Origin of the sequence: Marivita cryptomonadis (assembly GCF_002115725.1) — a bacterium.
GTDB lineage: Bacteria > Pseudomonadota > Alphaproteobacteria > Rhodobacterales > Rhodobacteraceae > Marivita > Marivita cryptomonadis.
Genome location: NZ_JFKD01000002.1, coordinates 38,861 through 54,563, shown reverse-complemented (window position 1 = coordinate 54,563; position 15,703 = coordinate 38,861). Strand labels below are relative to the sequence as shown.

At 59.5% G+C, this 15,703-nt stretch carries 17 protein-coding genes; 6 read left to right on the top strand and 11 right to left on the bottom strand.

Annotated features, from left to right (window positions below; genetic code table 11):
• Positions 1 to 59: 59 nt before the first annotated feature.
• The 7 genes from MCRY_RS02060 to MCRY_RS02030 all read right to left on the bottom strand — a co-directional run bounded on the left by MCRY_RS02060 (position 60) and on the right by MCRY_RS02030 (position 8,646).
• Positions 60 to 1,367 carry a M16 family metallopeptidase gene (locus MCRY_RS02060; RefSeq protein ID WP_085627820.1) on the bottom strand — a complete coding sequence of 436 codons (1,308 nt, stop codon included), beginning with the start codon at positions 1,365 to 1,367 and terminating at the stop codon, positions 60 to 62.
• Complete coding sequence (locus MCRY_RS02055; RefSeq protein ID WP_085627819.1) at positions 1,364 to 2,707, bottom strand: M16 family metallopeptidase; 1,344 nt, start codon at positions 2,705 to 2,707, stop codon at positions 1,364 to 1,366. Before MCRY_RS02055 ends, MCRY_RS02060 begins: the two co-directional genes overlap by 4 nt.
• Positions 2,708 to 2,810: 103 nt before the next feature.
• Complete coding sequence (locus tag MCRY_RS02050) at positions 2,811 to 3,341, bottom strand: DUF3035 domain-containing protein (RefSeq protein WP_085627818.1); 531 nt, start codon at positions 3,339 to 3,341, stop codon at positions 2,811 to 2,813.
• 59 nt (positions 3,342 to 3,400) lie between these two features.
• The gene (gene lspA / locus MCRY_RS02045) at positions 3,401 to 3,871 is read right to left on the bottom strand and encodes a signal peptidase II (RefSeq protein WP_085627817.1); all 471 of its coding nucleotides are present in this window, start codon (positions 3,869 to 3,871) and stop codon (positions 3,401 to 3,403) included.
• A 45-nt stretch (positions 3,872 to 3,916) separates the two neighbouring features.
• A complete protein-coding gene (gene purH / locus MCRY_RS02040; RefSeq protein ID WP_085627816.1) occupies positions 3,917 to 5,506 on the bottom strand; it encodes a bifunctional phosphoribosylaminoimidazolecarboxamide formyltransferase/IMP cyclohydrolase in 1,590 nt (529 codons plus the stop codon).
• A 22-nt stretch (positions 5,507 to 5,528) separates the two neighbouring features.
• Entirely contained in the window at positions 5,529 to 7,280 is a 1,752-nt protein-coding gene (locus MCRY_RS02035) for a heparinase II/III family protein (RefSeq protein ID WP_085627815.1), read from the bottom strand.
• Between the two features lie 85 nt (positions 7,281 to 7,365).
• Entirely contained in the window at positions 7,366 to 8,646 is a 1,281-nt protein-coding gene (locus MCRY_RS02030) for an RsmB/NOP family class I SAM-dependent RNA methyltransferase (RefSeq protein ID WP_085627814.1), read from the bottom strand.
• 79 nt (positions 8,647 to 8,725) lie between these two features.
• On the opposite strand from MCRY_RS02030, the gene MCRY_RS02025 reads away from it, so the two are divergent.
• Positions 8,726 to 8,908 carry a DUF1674 domain-containing protein gene (locus MCRY_RS02025; protein WP_085627813.1) on the top strand — a complete coding sequence of 61 codons (183 nt, stop codon included), beginning with the start codon at positions 8,726 to 8,728 and terminating at the stop codon, positions 8,906 to 8,908.
• A 3-nt stretch (positions 8,909 to 8,911) separates the two neighbouring features.
• Here the strand turns inward: MCRY_RS02025 and MCRY_RS02020 are convergent, their stop codons facing one another.
• Together MCRY_RS02020 and dapB are read right to left on the bottom strand one after the other, a co-directional pair.
• Complete coding sequence (locus tag MCRY_RS02020; RefSeq protein WP_085627812.1) at positions 8,912 to 9,274, bottom strand: dihydrodipicolinate reductase; 363 nt, start codon at positions 9,272 to 9,274, stop codon at positions 8,912 to 8,914.
• An 83-nt stretch (positions 9,275 to 9,357) separates the two neighbouring features.
• On the bottom strand, positions 9,358 to 10,176 hold the full coding sequence (dapB, locus tag MCRY_RS02015; protein WP_085627811.1) for a 4-hydroxy-tetrahydrodipicolinate reductase: 819 nt from the start codon (positions 10,174 to 10,176) through the stop codon (positions 9,358 to 9,360).
• Positions 10,177 to 10,260: 84 nt separating this feature from the next.
• Between dapB and rbfA the strand changes: the two genes are divergently transcribed.
• The 4 genes from rbfA (at position 10,261) to MCRY_RS01995 (ending at position 13,580) form a co-directional block, all read left to right on the top strand.
• Entirely contained in the window at positions 10,261 to 10,656 is a 396-nt protein-coding gene (rbfA, locus tag MCRY_RS02010) for a 30S ribosome-binding factor RbfA (protein WP_085627810.1), read from the top strand.
• Entirely contained in the window at positions 10,640 to 11,398 is a 759-nt protein-coding gene (locus MCRY_RS02005; RefSeq protein WP_409643455.1) for a phosphodiester glycosidase family protein, read from the top strand. The genes rbfA and MCRY_RS02005 overlap by 17 nt, the downstream gene beginning before the upstream one ends.
• Positions 11,399 to 11,464: 66 nt before the next feature.
• On the top strand, positions 11,465 to 12,811 hold the full coding sequence (locus MCRY_RS02000; protein WP_085627808.1) for a TldD/PmbA family protein: 1,347 nt from the start codon (positions 11,465 to 11,467) through the stop codon (positions 12,809 to 12,811).
• Positions 12,798 to 13,580 carry a 3'(2'),5'-bisphosphate nucleotidase CysQ gene (locus MCRY_RS01995; RefSeq protein ID WP_085627807.1) on the top strand — a complete coding sequence of 261 codons (783 nt, stop codon included), beginning with the start codon at positions 12,798 to 12,800 and terminating at the stop codon, positions 13,578 to 13,580. Before MCRY_RS02000 ends, MCRY_RS01995 begins: the two co-directional genes overlap by 14 nt.
• Before the next feature lie 308 nt (positions 13,581 to 13,888).
• On the opposite strand, the gene MCRY_RS01990 is transcribed toward MCRY_RS01995, so the two are convergent.
• Complete coding sequence (locus MCRY_RS01990; protein ID WP_085627806.1) at positions 13,889 to 14,593, bottom strand: hypothetical protein; 705 nt, start codon at positions 14,591 to 14,593, stop codon at positions 13,889 to 13,891.
• Positions 14,565 to 14,849 carry a hypothetical protein gene (locus MCRY_RS01985; RefSeq protein WP_085627805.1) on the bottom strand — a complete coding sequence of 95 codons (285 nt, stop codon included), beginning with the start codon at positions 14,847 to 14,849 and terminating at the stop codon, positions 14,565 to 14,567. Before MCRY_RS01985 ends, MCRY_RS01990 begins: the two co-directional genes overlap by 29 nt.
• Positions 14,850 to 15,032: 183 nt before the next feature.
• Here MCRY_RS01985 and MCRY_RS01980 point away from each other — a divergent pair, with 183 nt between their 5' ends.
• The gene (locus MCRY_RS01980) at positions 15,033 to 15,545 is read left to right on the top strand and encodes a hypothetical protein (protein WP_085627804.1); all 513 of its coding nucleotides are present in this window, start codon (positions 15,033 to 15,035) and stop codon (positions 15,543 to 15,545) included.
• Positions 15,546 to 15,703: the final 158 nt, after the last annotated feature.

Below are 15,703 nucleotides of genomic sequence, written 5' to 3'. Positions count from 1 at the left end.
GAACCAAAAAGGCCGCGCCTTGAGAGCGCGGCCTTTCCGTTTTTACCAAGTGGTAAAATTCAGGAATCGAGCCCCTCGGGCTGTCCAACAACCACAAAATGCAGCGCCTCAGGTTTGAGCACACGCGCGGCAACCCTTTTGATATCGTCAAGCGTGATAGCTTCGATCTTGGCATTCCGCGTGTTGACGTAATCCACTGGCAAATCATCCATCTGCATTCCGACAAGGATGTTCGCGATAGGCCCGTTTCCATCAAAGCGTAGCGGATACGCCCCCGTAAGATAGGTCTTGGCAACCTCAAGCTCTTCCTCGGTTACTCCGGTCTCGGCCATCTTGGACCATTCATCGCGGATCACCTTTATCGCTTCGGCGATACGGTCATTGGCGCTCGACACGCGGCCGAGATACAGCGACGCATGATCTTTGGGTACAAGGTAGCTGTAGACACCATAGGTCAGACCACGCTTTTCGCGGACCTCTTCCATGAGCCGCGCCTCAAACCCGCCACCACCAAGAATTTCGTTCAGCACAAACGCCGGAAAGAAGTCCGGGTCGTCCCGCGCAATGCCCTCATGCCCGAAGATCGCAACCGATTGCGGGACATCGAATGGCACAACAGTGACACCAGCCTCTGTGGACACGTCGACTGCCGCGGCCTGTAGTGTGCCGGTTTCGGGCAGATCGACCAGCAGCTTGTCCAACACCACCGCCAGTTCTTCCGCCGAGATGTCACCCGCCGCTCCGACATAAACTCGGTCACGGGCCAAGGCCCCCTTATGCGCCTCGATCAGGTCGTCTCGCGTCAAAGCGGCAATGCTGTCTTCCGTGCCTTCGATTGCGGAGCCATAGGGATGGTCACCAAAGACCATGGTGTCGAACGCAACCCCAACAAGGTTGTCAGGGTCCTGCGCGTCAGACCGGACCACCGAAACAATTTGAGCTTTCACCCGGTCGATCGCATCCTGATCAAACCGTGGCTGAGTGATGGCATCGCGCAGAAGCGCCAAAGCCTCGTCCTGATTTTCGACCAGAAAACGGGCCGAAATCGACACCGCGTCATCTCCGATGTCAAAGTCGAAACTGGCCGCCAGCGATTCCGCACGTTCAGAGAACGCACGCGAATCAAGATCGCCAGCACCCTCTTCGAGCAACCCAACCATCAGGTTCGTTGCGCCGCGCTTGCCCGGCAGATCAAGCGACGCTCCACCCTTAAATCGCAGTTCGAGTGCGACAAAGGGGATCGACTCTTCCTGCACCAACCAGGCTGTGACGCCACCGGGACTGGTGACTTCAGCGATGTCGATCTCTGCGCGGAGTGGGGCAGCAACCAGCAACATGAATGCGATCAGCGATCCAAAGACCTTCATTGCGTCACCTCCTCGGCCGTGCGGAGAAACCCGGTCACGGCATTTTTACGGTCGAACACCTCCTGCGCGGCGGTGAGGATGTCCTCTGGTGTGATGGATTGCAGGATACGTGGCCACTCGTGCACATCCTCGACAGTCAAACCAGAGGTCAGCGCAGCGCCGTAGCGGTTGGCAAGCGAATTGGAGCTATCCAACTCGTAAACCTGTGACGCGCGCAGTTGAAACTTGATCCGGTCAAGCTGAGCAGGGTCGACGCCGGTTTCCATGAAGTCCGCGATGACGCGGTCCATGTCAGCTTCGGCCTCTTCCAGCGTCACACCCTGCGCGGGCACATTGACCACACCAAAGGTCGTGTCGTCCAGAGAAAGCCCGCTGTAGAAAGCCCCTGCATAGACAGCGCGCTTTTCCTCGAACTGCAGCTTCTGAGGCAGGACCGACGTTTGCGACCCACCCAGCACTTCGGCCAGCAAAGTCAGCGCCGCCGCCGTCCGCTGATCGCCGGAATCCCGTTCTGGTGCCAGATAGGTGCGCATCACATAGGGCTGCGCCACCCGTGGATCGCTAAAGGATATCCGGCGCTCGGCCATCTGCGGCGGTTCGGACGGGCGGACCCGTTCTGGCAGTGCCTCGTTGCGCGGGATCGGACCGTAATGTTCTTGCGCCAGCGCTAAAACGTCGTCGGGCAAAACATCTCCTGCCACGACCAGTACGGCGTTGTTTGGCGAATAGAACTGGCGGTAATAGGCCAGCGCATCATCCAGATCGAGGTTCACCATCTCGTGGCGCCAGCCAATAATCGGTGTGCCGTAGGGGTGATTGAGATACTGCGCCGCCATACGCTGTTCGCGGAAAAGCGATCCGGGATCGTTTTCGACCCGCTGGTTCCGCTCTTCAATGATCACGTCACGCTCGGTCAGGATATCCTCGCGGTCGAGCTGGATATTTTTCATCCGGTCGGCTTCCATCTCCATCATCAGCCCAAGTCGGTCGGCCGCAATGCGTTGGAAATACGCAGTGTAGTCAAAGCTGGTAAACGCGTTGTCGGTGCCGCCATTGGCTTTGACAGTCTCGCTGAATTCGCCCGGGGCCAGTTTCTCGGTCCCTTTAAAAAGCAGATGCTCAAGGAAATGCGCAACACCGGAAACGCCGGGCTGTTCGTCCGCCGACCCAGCACGATACCAGACCATGTGCACCACGGCGGGCGCGCGGTGGTCTTCGATCACCACGACATCCATCCCGTTTTCAAGCTGGAACGTGGTAACCTGATCTTCGATCGTATCGGCGCGCAAAGGCGCAGCAGCAAGAACGCACGCCCCCGCAAGGGCTATCAGGCGACGCATCGGCAATTCTCCTCCGTTTGGAAGTAACGTACGTTGCGTACGGCCAACTTCAAGCGCTTCAACAGTTTCGTGAGCGGTTCCCGATTGCGCGGGAGAACGTCTGTCAGCGTTCCGGCGGAGCAGATGGCGTCAGAACACCAGCCCGTCGCGCAGCTTCAAGAGTGCCATATGGGTCAAGCGCCTGCCCGCGGTAGACGCGGTTATAGGTATCTTCAGGAACCAAACGCCAGTTGAAGAGGCGACGACGCTCCCGGAACGCCTGATCTTCGGCGGCAAGCTGTTCCCGAATATCCGGTGCACGACCAAACCGGGATGCGCTTGCGACGATCGCCTGATCCCCGGCACCAATACCCGACCCCACATCCAGTCGTGACGGCGCACCGCCCAATACAGCGACCGCGTCTTTCAGCGGCGTCTGATCGGTTCGGTTTGTGCCACCCGGAGTCGGTGTCGGCAATTCGGTCAGGCTAAGTGGCGCTTCCAGTGGTTTCGGAGGCACAATCGAGAATTCCTCGGGAGTTCCACCCGGATTGCGCAATTGGCGCAGATTGGTATCCCGATCCGACGTGTCCTGACGAGATCCGCAAGCGGTCAACGCCACCAGTGCCAGTATGATCAATGCGCGCGGCATCATGTTGTCTGCCCGCCTCCGTTTTCGCCTCAACCCTGCTTTAACGCATGAAGCCGCACTCGTCACGAGGCGTTTTTCCCACCCGAGAACAGCGCGAGCCCAATCGCCCCAATAAACACAGAAATGTCCGCGACATTAAAGGCATAAGGATTGGTAAAGCCGCAACAGGACATGTTCAAGAAATCTGCAACAGCGCCATAAAGGACCCTGTCCACCACATTGCCCAGCGCTCCACCGATCAGCAGCCCCGCAAAGACCAGCCCTATACGCCCCGGCGGATCACGGCGCATCCACACCAGCACGAAGAGGACTATTCCCATTGCGACCGAAATCAGTACCCAGCGCGTCCAATCCGCCTGTCCGGACAACAGGCCAAAATTTATGCCTGTGTTCCACGCCATGCGAAAATTCAAGTAAGGCGGAAACACGTCGATAGCGCCGACGCGGGCCAGATCCATCACATGTACCACCAGCCATTTGGTCAGTTGATCCAGAAGAAAGATCGCTGCCGCGACAATCGCCACCAGACGCATGTTGTCTCCTTTGCCCTGCTCCGGAATTTTACCGGATGGTCAAATTCAGTGCCGGAAGTGGCGCATCCCCGTCAGCACCATTGCCAGACCGGCCTCGTCAGCCGCTTTGATCACTTCGTCGTCGCGCATTGATCCGCCTGGCTGAATAACGCAAGACGCGCCAGCCGCTGCCGCTTCGAGCAAGCCATCGGCGAACGGGAAGAACGCGTCGGACGCCACCGCGCTGCCTTTGGTCAGTGGTTCCGGCAGGCCCAGCGCCTCAGCCATGCGTTCGGCCTTCTTGGCGGCGATCAGGGCGCTGTCCAGTCGGCTCATCTGACCCGCGCCGACACCCACGGTCGCGCCGTCCTTGACGTAGACGATGGCATTCGATTTCACGTGTTTTGCAACGGTCCAGGCGAAAAGCAGGTCACGCATCTGCTCGTCTGTCGGCGCGATCTTGGTCACGACCTTGAGGTCATCCAGATTGATCCGACCGTTGTCACGGTTCTGCACAAGGATACCGCCCGACACCTGTTTCCACGCCGTTCCCGGCTCTGCGGTGTTGGCCAAACCCGGCGCTGTCAGCAAACGCAGGTTCTTTTTCTTGGCGAACACATCCTTGGCATCCTGGTGCGCCCCGGGGGCGATGACCACTTCTGTGAAGATCTCGGCAATCGCTTCGGCGGTCTCACCGTCGAGGGTAGAATTCAACGCGACGATCCCGCCAAAAGCTGAAGTACGGTCGCAGTCAAACGCCTTTTGATACGCCTCTTTCAGCGTCCGGCCTGTTGCCACACCGCACGGGTTGGCGTGCTTGATGATCGCGCAGGCAAAGCCGTCACGCGGCAGGAATTCCGACACCAGTTCAAATGCCGCATCGGTGTCATTGATGTTGTTGTAGCTCAGTTCCTTGCCCTGCAGCTGAATCGCTGTGGCAACCCCCGGACGGGCCGAGCCATCGTGGTAGAACGACGCGCCCTGATGCGGGTTCTCACCATAGCGCAGCGGCTGCGCGAGCGTTCCGGCAAACACACGGCGGCGCGGGGTCTCTTCACCGATGGCACCCGCCATCCATGAACTGACCGCAGCATCATAGGTGCCGGTGCGCGCGTAAGCGATCTGGGCGTGACGCTGACGAAAGGCCAACGTGGTCTGACCCTCGTTCGCATCCAGTTCGGCCAGCAAAGCGTCGTAATCCTCGACATCTACAACAGTGGTCACGAAAGCATGGTTCTTGGCCGCAGCGCGGATCATCGCGGGGCCGCCGATGTCGATGTTTTCGATGCAGGTGTCATAATCGGCACCTTTGGCGACGGTTTCCTCGAACGGGTAAAGGTTCACCACCAAAAGGTCGATCGGGCCAATGCCGTGCTCGGTCATCGCCCCTACGTGGGCGTCATTGTCGCGAAGCGCCAGCAAGCCACCATGCACCATCGGGTGCAGCGTCTTGACCCGGCCGTCCATCATTTCGGGAAAGCCCGTCACCTCGGCCACGTCCTTGACCGGTACACCCGCGTCGCGCAACGTCTTGGCCGATCCACCCGTGGACAATAGCTCGACGCCGCGCGCATCCAGCGCCTTGGCAAGGTCAACAAGTCCGGTCTTGTCCGAAACGGACAGAAGCGCGCGGCGAAGGGGGGCGAGATTGGTCATGACAGCGATAGGTCCCAGATGTTCAGTTCAGCAGCTCTGTCGCATCGTCCTGAACAAAGTCCCGCACCGCAATTGCGGTTTCCTGAGCCTTCGCCAGCGACCAGCGAACGCGGGTCGCATACTCCATTGCGCGGGCAGATAAAACGATCTGTTTGGTCGCGCGGGGCCGCAACCGGCCTTTTTCAAGATAAACAGACGGTTCAAGCGCAAGATCGCAGCGCCCTTCAAAGCGAAATACCCAAATCTCGCCGCTGCGCAGTGCCATGCTGACGGCAGTTCCGTTCATGTCGATGGCAGTGTCGACTTCGGGATGAAGATGAAACCGGATGTCAAAGGGGATGCCTGCAAGGCGGCTGTCTTCAAGCTTTTGATCAAACCGGGCTTTGCCGGGACCCTCCAACGCGATCAACAAGTCCTCGCCTACCACACCGCGCCCATCGAAGGTCAATTCGAGAATACGCGCATGGGTCAAACCGTGGGTCTTGAGATAGCCATCATGCCCGCCTTCGAACCGCACACCATCCATCGCACGGGACATCTCGATCGGAACGTCTTTCGGGATGTCGTCCAGCAATTCCCGCTCGATCGTGCCAACGCGCGAGGTGCTGCCAAGCCGAGAGCTAGAAAACCCATCGAGGCACAATGTGGAATGGGACGGCGTTGCCCGCCCGGCCCGGCGCCAATCTTCGCCAAAAGTCGATCCCGATCCGCAATTCACAATCAGCGGGCGACGCCCTGAGGTTAATTCGAATGCAAGGGTCGACGCATGGGCATTGAAGCTTGCCTGTCCTCCCGGCGGGGCAGACGCGTCAATCACCATGGTGGTGCGTCCTGCCGAAAGCCGTGCATAGCCCATTGCAAGGCCTTTGGGCGCCTGTGCCTTTGTGTTGGCTGCTGCCAATGCCGTGTCCAGACGCCCTTCGACGCCGCGTCCACCGCCGTGAAAGCGGGCGAGCCCACCGTCAGCATGTCTCAGTACGCGCAAGGTCGGCACTATCCGTGTGATGGCTTGAATATGCGACAATTCCGGCGACCGCGCGGTATCCTCGAGCACGTCGCGCGCCCAGATCAACAGCGTGCACACCTCAAGCAATTCTTCGGGATTGCGCGTCGGTATACCACCCGCATCATCGATCTGACGGGCACATTCCTGTCCCAGCGCCTTGATCGCAGGGTCAGCCTGCGCCTCCATGCCTTGCAGCGAAAGTCCGGCGCTGATCAATCCGGTAAGCGCCTCGAACCGAGGCAAGCCGGGCGTAGAGCTGTGCCACCGGCGATTGAGAAAGATCGTCTGCTGCGCAATCGACCGAAAGAACGCGCGCGACTGTTCCGGGGTACAACCGCCTAGTACAAAGATCGCGTGATGCAGCCAGCGAATGACCCGGCGCCCGGCCAATTCTGGGGTCCATCCGGGACCGGAGCCGTTGCCGTATCGCGCGATCCATTCAAACAGCCAGCTTTGCGCGGTCTTTCGAGTAGCTGCATCACCAACGCTGGCCATGTCGTCAAGCCACACAAATCCGTGAATTTCTTCAAGAAACACATCGTCCGGTGGCGCGATGTCCCACAGGATCGCGCCAGGCGCTTCGACCAGATGTCCGGCAAAAAGCAGGTTTCCCGCTGTCAATTGCCGTCCCCGCGCATAAGATCCGACGGTTCTTGGTTCAGGCTGGGCGACAAACGCAGTTGCGGGCTTGGCACGCGTGGACAGCCGTGCATGAACACGGTTCAAAACCCGGGCCTGCGCCCGTTTTGCGGCGTCCAGTCGGAACATCAGCTCTGCCTCTGTCTTGCGTTTACGCAAGCGTTCTTATGCCGACACCATAGCCGCGCGAATGAATCGAGTCACGGTGCAATTGTCACGCGGGCGATGCTTTGCCTTTGCGCTGCAAAATCGCCATGTAGAAACCGTCCATTCCGCCCATGTCCGCCCAATAATCTGGGCGCAGACGCACGCCGCCTTCAGGACTGATCCACGCAGGGTCGAGACTAGGGGCATGAGGCGGTATGATTTCGATATCGTCATTCTGGGACAGAAGCCATTTGATCTGGTCCTCCCCCTCTTCGCGCAGCAAGCTGCACGTGCAAAAGACCAATCTTCCATGCGGGGCGATCTGACCCAGAGCGCGGGTCAGCAAAGCGCGTTGAAGTTTGACCAGATCGTCGATCCCCGTCAGGGTTTTGACATAAGGCAGGTCGGGATGCCGCCGGATCGTGCCGGTTGCCGAACACGGCGCGTCCAACAGGATCGCATCGAAGGGTCCATCCTCATAGGACAGCGCATCAGCAACCACAGTCTTGGCAGCCAGCTTGGTACGCGCAAGGTTTTCGGTCAGCCGCGCCATGCGGGCTTCGGAAATATCAAGCGCAGTCACCTCCGCACCTTTGGCGGCAAGCTGCATTGTTTTCCCACCGGGCGCGGCGCAAATATCCAAGACCCGCTTTCCGCTGACGTCCCCCAGCAGCTGAACCGGCAAGGCGGCAGCCGCATCTTGCACCCACCAGTCACCGGTATCGAACCCCACAAGCGCCGACACTTGCCCCCGAGCAGCAATCCGAACCGACCCCGTCGGAAGAAGCGTGCCACCCAGCTTTTCCGCCCAGTCTGCAGCGTCGGATTTGACCGACACATCCACAGGCGGCGGCACCGCATGGGCGCGTTCGATTTGCGCCACGACAGGTTTGCTCCATGCCTTTGCCAGCTTGGGTCGCAGCCATTTCGGCAACATGGTATCCGGTGCTTTGTCCCATTCGGTCGCATCAAGCACCGTGATCTTGCGCAGAACCGCGTTGACCAGCCCCTTCATCGGTGCGGTTTTCTTATTGCGACCGGCAAGCTTTACCGCCTCGTTCACAACGCCATGCGCTGCACCGCCTGTCATGAATTCGACCGTCGCCATACGCAGCAGGTTCATCACTCGCAGAGGTGGCTGGCGTTGCAGGTTCGATGTCAGCAGGTGATCAGCGCGTCCCAGGTATCGCAGCGTTTCCGAAATCAGACGTTGCGCTGTCGCCCGTTCCGGTGGGCTCAGCTCTTGCCAGACCGGATCGCTGATGACATCCGACAACATTCGGCCTTCGCCGACAATCTGGCTTAGCCCATCAAGAGCGACAAGGCGGGGAGAAGCGGGTGCGGGCACGTAACGATCCTGTGGCGGGCCGGGGTTGTCCCGGACCGGAAGGCGCGTATATCAAAGGCAAGCGATATGGAAGACCGCGATGAGCACTGACACACCCAAAGACCTGCCCCCTGCCGCCCAACGCGCTTTGGCCGAAGCAGAAGAGCGCCGCAAGAAAGCGGCCGCAGACCAGCCTATGCCAAAAGAATTGGGCGGACGTGACGGGCCTGAGCCTGTGCGCTACGGAGATTGGGAAAAGGGCGGTCTCGCGATCGACTTCTAAGTATCAGCGCAGACGGAAATCCGCAGCTTGGCCTGCGCCCTGATCAGCGATGAACCGCACCTCTGACCCGTTGGCAAGCACCGCTTGGCAATTATAGCCAAGTTCATCGCCCCCCCAATTCAGGTCACGACAGAAGAACCCGTTCTTCCAATCCCACGACCCTGTGACATCCCATGTGGCGCCACGCCCGGTGATCTTGCCGTCAGGCGACACATTCAACCGCACCAAGGGGCGCGACAGCGTCTTGCCTTGCACCAGAGACATAAATTCGGATTTGTTCTCGACACGTTTCAGTTCGGCCAATGCAATTTGAGGCACAGCGAATGTCACGGCAGCAGCAATGGCGATGGCAAAACGGTTCGACATGAAATCCTCCGGGCATATCTTTTACATAAAGATACGCTAGAAATGCACGAATGGATCAAGAAGTTCCCGTAACGCACGCGTGATCAGTCGTCAGACAGCCCCAACACGTCAAGCATATCATACTCGCCCGGTGCTTTGTCCTGCCCCCACAACGCTGCTTTCAAAGCACCGCGAGCGAAAAGCGCGCGGTCACTGGCAACGTGCCGCAAGGTAATGCGTTCGCCTGCCGCCGCGAAAAGCACGTCGTGTTCGCCGACGATGTCGCCGCCGCGAATGGCGCTGAAACCGATATCGCCCCGCTTGCGCGCCCCGGTGATGCCATCGCGCCCACTGTCGGACACATCACGCAGATCGACACCGCGCCCTTCAGCGGCCGCTTCACCCAGCATCAGAGCAGTGCCAGATGGCGCATCGACCTTTTGGTTGTGATGATATTCGATCACTTCGATGTCATAGTCTTCGTCCAAGGCTGCTGCGACCTTGCGGGTCAGCACGGTCAGCAAATTCACACCAAGGCTCATGTTGCCCGCACGGACCACGACGGCATGACGCGCTGCGGCCTTGATCTTGGTCAGATCATCCTCGGACAAACCGGTGGTGCCGATCACATGCACCGCCCGAGCCTGTGCGGCCAATTCGGCAAATGCGACCGTTGCCGCAGGTGCGGTAAAATCGATTACCGCCTGTGCGCGCGCGAAACATTCAAGCGGGTCGTCCGCAACGATGACGCCCATCGCAGCGCCACCCATCGCGGTGCCTACATCCTTGCCCACCCAGTCGTGACCCGCACGTTCAACAGCACCGGCAAGGTGCATCCGGGGGTGTTTGGCGATCTCGTTCACCAGCATCTGCCCCATCCGCCCGGACACTCCGGTGACGACGACTCCGATTTCTTCGCTCATGACACTCTCCGCAAGTGGATTTCCGCCTCAATAGCGGCTGCCCCCCTGCTTGGCAAAGGCCGCCAGACGGCTTATGTGCCGGATATGGCAAAAAACCGATCTCACAGCTCTGAGGGACCCAGCCAGCGTCAGCTGCGTGTGGGCGAACTGATCCGCCGCACATTGTCCGATGTGCTGACTCGCGGTGACATTCACGATCCCGACCTGAACCGATACTCCATCACAGTGGGCGAAGTGCGTACGTCGCCAGACCTGCGCATGGCCACGGCCTATGTCGTGCCTCTTGGCGGGAAGGGACAGGAAGATGTCCTCGAGCTTCTCAATCGCAATCGCAGCGAACTGCGTCGTGTGGTCGCCAAGAACCTCACCTTGAAGTTCTCTCCGGAATTGCGGTTCAAGCTGGACGATACGTTCGACCGCATGGACGATACCCGCCGCATGTTCGAACAGGACGATGTGCGCCGTGACATCGAAAGCTAAGACAGCCTTCGTTACAATTGCGCTGATTGCGATCGGCGGACTTTCGGCACAGGCCGAGGTGACCTGTTCGGAGCGCAGCTTTGACGGGCTCGCCTATACGGCCTGTGAGGTCGACCCACGGGTGGACGAGTTGCGGCTGTTTCTTGACGCGCCTTCGGGTGAAAAATACGGACAGTTCTCGACCATTGATGGCGCCTTGGCCAACGAAGGCAAAACGCTGATCTTTGGCATGAATGGCGGGATGTATCACAATGACCGCGCGCCAGTTGGGCATTACATTGAGGACGGTCAAGAGATCATGCGCGTCATCCCCAACGCGGGGCCGGGCAATTTCGGGCTGCTGCCGAATGGTGTGTTCTGCATTCAGAACGACCGCGCCGACGTGATCGAAACGCTGACCTATGACGCGGCGCGCCCCGACTGCCGTTTTGCCACGCAGTCCGGCCCGATGCTGGTCATCGACGGGGAATTGCACCCAAGATTTCTGAAGGACAGCACATCGCGCTATATCCGCAATGGGGTCGGCACTTCGGAAGATGGGGTTCGCGTGGTTTTTGTTATATCCGATCAATCAGTTACGTTTCATGAATTCGGCCGCATCTTCCGCGATGACCTTGGCGTGCCGAACGCGTTATTCCTTGATGGCAGCGTCTCGCGTCTACATGCGCCGCAGCTGAACCGATCGGACTTCGGGCGTTGGCTGGGGCCGATTGTGGGTGTGGTTGCCCCGCTAGGCCGCTAGCAGGGTTGCGGTGACACGCGCGCCGCTCTACCTCTCTGCGGCACGACCATTGGCACCGGAGGCCCCATGACAGACACGTTTGATGACCTGACGCAAAGCCTGTTGCAGCGCGCCAAAGAGGCTGGGGCCGATGCAGCCGATGTGCTGGCTGTACGGGGCAATTCGATGTCCATCGACGTGCGCAACGGTGTTCTGGAACAGGCAGAGCGGTCGGAAGCAACCGATATCGGTCTGCGTGTTTTCGTTGGTCAGCGGGTTGCCAACGTATCTTCCTCGGATGTGCGGGCGGACAGTCTTGCGATCATGGCAGAGCGTGCCGTGGCCATGGCACGGGAAGCTCCGGAAGATCCGTATGTGGGCTTGGCTGATCCGAGCCAGCTGGCACAGAACCGGGCGTCGGACTGGCTTGAGCTTTACGATCCGACCCCAGAGCCTTCACCTGCCGAGCTGGAGCAGGATGCGCGCGATGCGGAGGCTGCGGCACTGGATCTGGACGGCATCACGCAAGTATCGGCTTCGTCCGCCGGGTACGGGTCGCAAGAGGTCTATCTTGCTGCAAGCAATGGCTTTTCTGGCGGCTACCAACGCTCATCACGGTCCACATCCTGCGTGGCGATTGCGGGCACCGGCACCGGGATGGAGCGGGACTATGACGGGGATCAGCGGATTTTCCAAAACGATCTGAGGTCGCCTGCCGAGATCGGACGAACGGCGGCGGAACGCACGCTGGAACGGATGAATCCGCGCAAGCCCAAAACCGGCGCGTATCCGGTGTTGTTCGATGAACGTATTTCATCGTCGCTGATCGGACATTTTCTGATGGCGACCAATGGCGCTGCGATTGCGCGACGGTCGTCTTGGGCATTGGATTTGCTAGGAAAAGAGGTTCTGCCACAAGGGCTTAGCCTGACCGAAGACCCAAATCGCGTGCGGGTCGGCGGGTCGCGCCCATTCGATGCTGAAGGATTGGCGACGCAAAAGCGGGACATCGTCAAGGACGGGGTTTTGACGGGTTGGACGCTTGATCTGGCGACCGCGCGTAAGCTGGGGCTGGAATCCACCGCCGGCGCCGCGCGTGGAACAACGGGCGGGCCGTCGCCCAGCGTGTCGAATGTCGCGCTTTCCCAAGGGGTTACTGACCGCGCCGGTTTGATCAAAGAGATGGGGACAGGGCTGGTTGTGACCTCGATGATCGGCTCCACCATCAACCCCAATACCGGTGACTATTCGCGGGGTGCGGCTGGATTCTGGGTCGAGAATGGCGAAGTGGCCTATCCCGTAAGCGGTGTGACCATTGCAGGTAACCTCATAGAAATGCTCAAGAAAATCACACCGGCCAATGATGCACGCCCTTGGCTGAGCCGGGTGGTCCCGTCATTGCTGGTGGAAGGTCTGACGCTTGCCGGAGAGTGATCTTGACCTTTTGATCGACGCTGCGCGTCACGCCGGTGAGATCGCCCTTTACCACAAGGCTAAGGGCTTGGAAGTAGAGCATAAACCTGACGACGCGGGGCCAGTCACACAAGCCGATTACGCCGTGGATCGGGCACTACGCGAGGCGTTGACCGCGGCGCGGCCCGGGTATGGCTGGCTGAGCGAAGAAACCCGCGACACGCCGGATCGGCTGGACCGGGACAGGGTGTTCATTGTCGATCCGATCGACGGAACACGCAGTTTTGTCAAAGGCGAAAGCACTTGGGCACATTCGCTGGCGGTCGTCAATCAGGGCGTCGTCACGCAGGGTGTCGTTTACCTTCCCGAAATGGATTTGATGTATTCCGCTGGCAGGACGCAGGGTGCGTTCTGCAACGGAGATCCGCTAAGTGTTTCTGATATCAGTGATATTCACGCTGCTCGGGTTTTGGCGACCAAGCCGAACATGGACCAGATACACTGGCGCGACGCCGTGCCGGACTTCGCCCGGTCGCATCGACCCTCGCTGGCCTATCGGCTGTGTCTGGTGGCACAAGGGCGCTATGATGCGATGTTGACGTTCCGTCCAAGCTGGGAATGGGACATTGCGGCAGGGGCGTTGATCCTGTCCGAAGCCGGGGCAACAGTAACGGACCGGAAGGGTGAGGCGTTGCGATTTAACAACGTCGTGCCACAGACTGCCGGTGTGGTCGGCGCGGGTGCGGAATTGCACGAAAAGATCGCTGAAAGGCTGGTCTATACCGGGTAATTCGGCTGTTTCGTACGGTTTGCGGTGGCTGGTTGTACGGTTCGGTATGGGGTTCACGGTGCCTGACAACAAGGGCTTGTGGTTGGAGCGCCGGAGTGCGCCCTTTCACCCGACCGGCACGTAAGACCGTACGGATTGTCTTATCAAGCCGTACGGTTCATCCGTACGGTTTCCCGATTTTGCTGGCGTTGGCGCAAAGCTTGGAGTGAGCGCCCGTTGGCCCTCAAAATGAGAGCCACGTGATGTGGCGGTAGGATGCAAAATGCGGCAGTCGGGTTAGCCGACAAAATCGCGGCGCGTCGAGTCTGTCAAAGCACCTCGATCACATCCTTGTCGATGGCGAGCATGTAACCGCGGCGGGCGATGTTCTTGATCAGCAGTTCGCTGACCAATTGGTTGCCCAACCCATCGCGCAAGCGCTTGATCCGGGTGGCGCCTGCGGCCTCATCGCAATCGGATTCGGAGCGGCCCGAAATGATGGCTTCAATCTGGGCACCGGAGAGCAATTCGTCGTCAAGACGGGCTTCGGCGAGAATCGAGATGGTTTCGATCATCGCGTCGGTCAGTTTGAACCCCATCGTGTTTAGATAGACGGTGTTTTCCTCGCGGCTGACGATCAAGGAATTGACCTGAATGCCCGACCGTTCGATCTGCGCCATACGGCGGTTGAGGATCACCAGCATCACGAGGAACACAAGCGCTGCAATCAGCATGGCGGTGGCAAAGACCAAGAGCACGAAAATCGTCGTGCGGTAGCCCGCCAGCGTGTCGGAAAACGCAGTGCCGGATTGGGCGAGGATTTCTAGAAGCTTGACCTCAGCCTGTGACGTCAGGTCGTCGTTTTCAACAAAGATCTGCTCGACCCTCGAATTGAACGCATTGGCGTCAGGTAAGGTCAGAACAAGAAAGACGCCCGCCAGCACCAAAAGCGCCACGATCCCGCTGATGCCGATCACCACAAGGCGGCTGCCAGAGCGGCGCGCGTCAGTAACGGAGGTAGTTTGGTCCGGCACTGTCTTTCCTTTCGGCTAACCCTGTTTCATCAAATACCGACACCACATTGAGCAGCGTCCAGCCCGCCTGTGCAAGACGGGTCTGCAACTGATCCTGCGCAGAGGCCGAGGTGCAGGGTTCTGAAATCTCGGCCACACCGTAGTGCAGCCGGAGAGGGGCGTCCTGTTTCGCCTTGTAATCGGCATAACACACCGCCTGTGCGGCGGCGGGCATGCAGAGCGCGGCGAGGAGCAGAAAGGGGAGCGCGTGTTTCATGCGATCACCCTGCGACCAAGCCCAGAGAAATTCAATAACGACCGCACGGTTATCGCATAACGAGGGGGCGATATTGCCTGACTTTGCAGGGTCAGCCGAGATGGATGTCAGAGGCAGCGGGCCATCCCCCCTGCCCCCGACGACGCCATCTCAGGCTTAACCGACAGGGAAAGGAACCCCACCATGTCACGCAGATTCATCGCAGCCGTTCTGGCCGTTTCCACCACAATCGCTGCACTTTCCGCCGCACCTGCCCGCGCCGCGTCAGAAGAGGACATCGCCAAGCTTTTGGCGGGGGCTGCGACGATCTTTATCATCGGCAAGGCGATCCAGAATTCACGCGACGATGATCGCCGGGACAAGAAGAAAGAAGAGGTTCGGCACTATGTTCCAGACCACCGCCCCGGACATGTTTCCAAGCAACCGGTCTACACGCAGCAAAAGCCAACCCCGAAAGTCGTGCCCCGCGATGTAAAGCAGCGTCACAAAGACATGCTGCCTGCCAATTGTGTGCGCCAGATCGAAGGTGGGCGCGTTGGGCGGGTCGTGATGGGCCGCTGTCTTGAGCGCAACAATATCAGCACCCGGACGTTGCCCAAAGCGTGCCGCATGACCGTTGAAACCCGGCGCGGTGAGGCCCGGGCCTATGCCCTGCCCTGCCTCCGGCATCGTGGATACACGCTGGCGCGCTACTGAAAAGCGCCAGATTTGCGGGGGCTGTGGTCCTTGGTTCCCCGCACCTTGCCCGCATGGTGGCCCCCACTATGCGGGCTTTTTCATGTCGGGGCGTATTTTGCCGGAATTGTGAGGCCCGATCTGTGGAACCCGTTTGCACGGTGAGTCGTTGGGCTGTT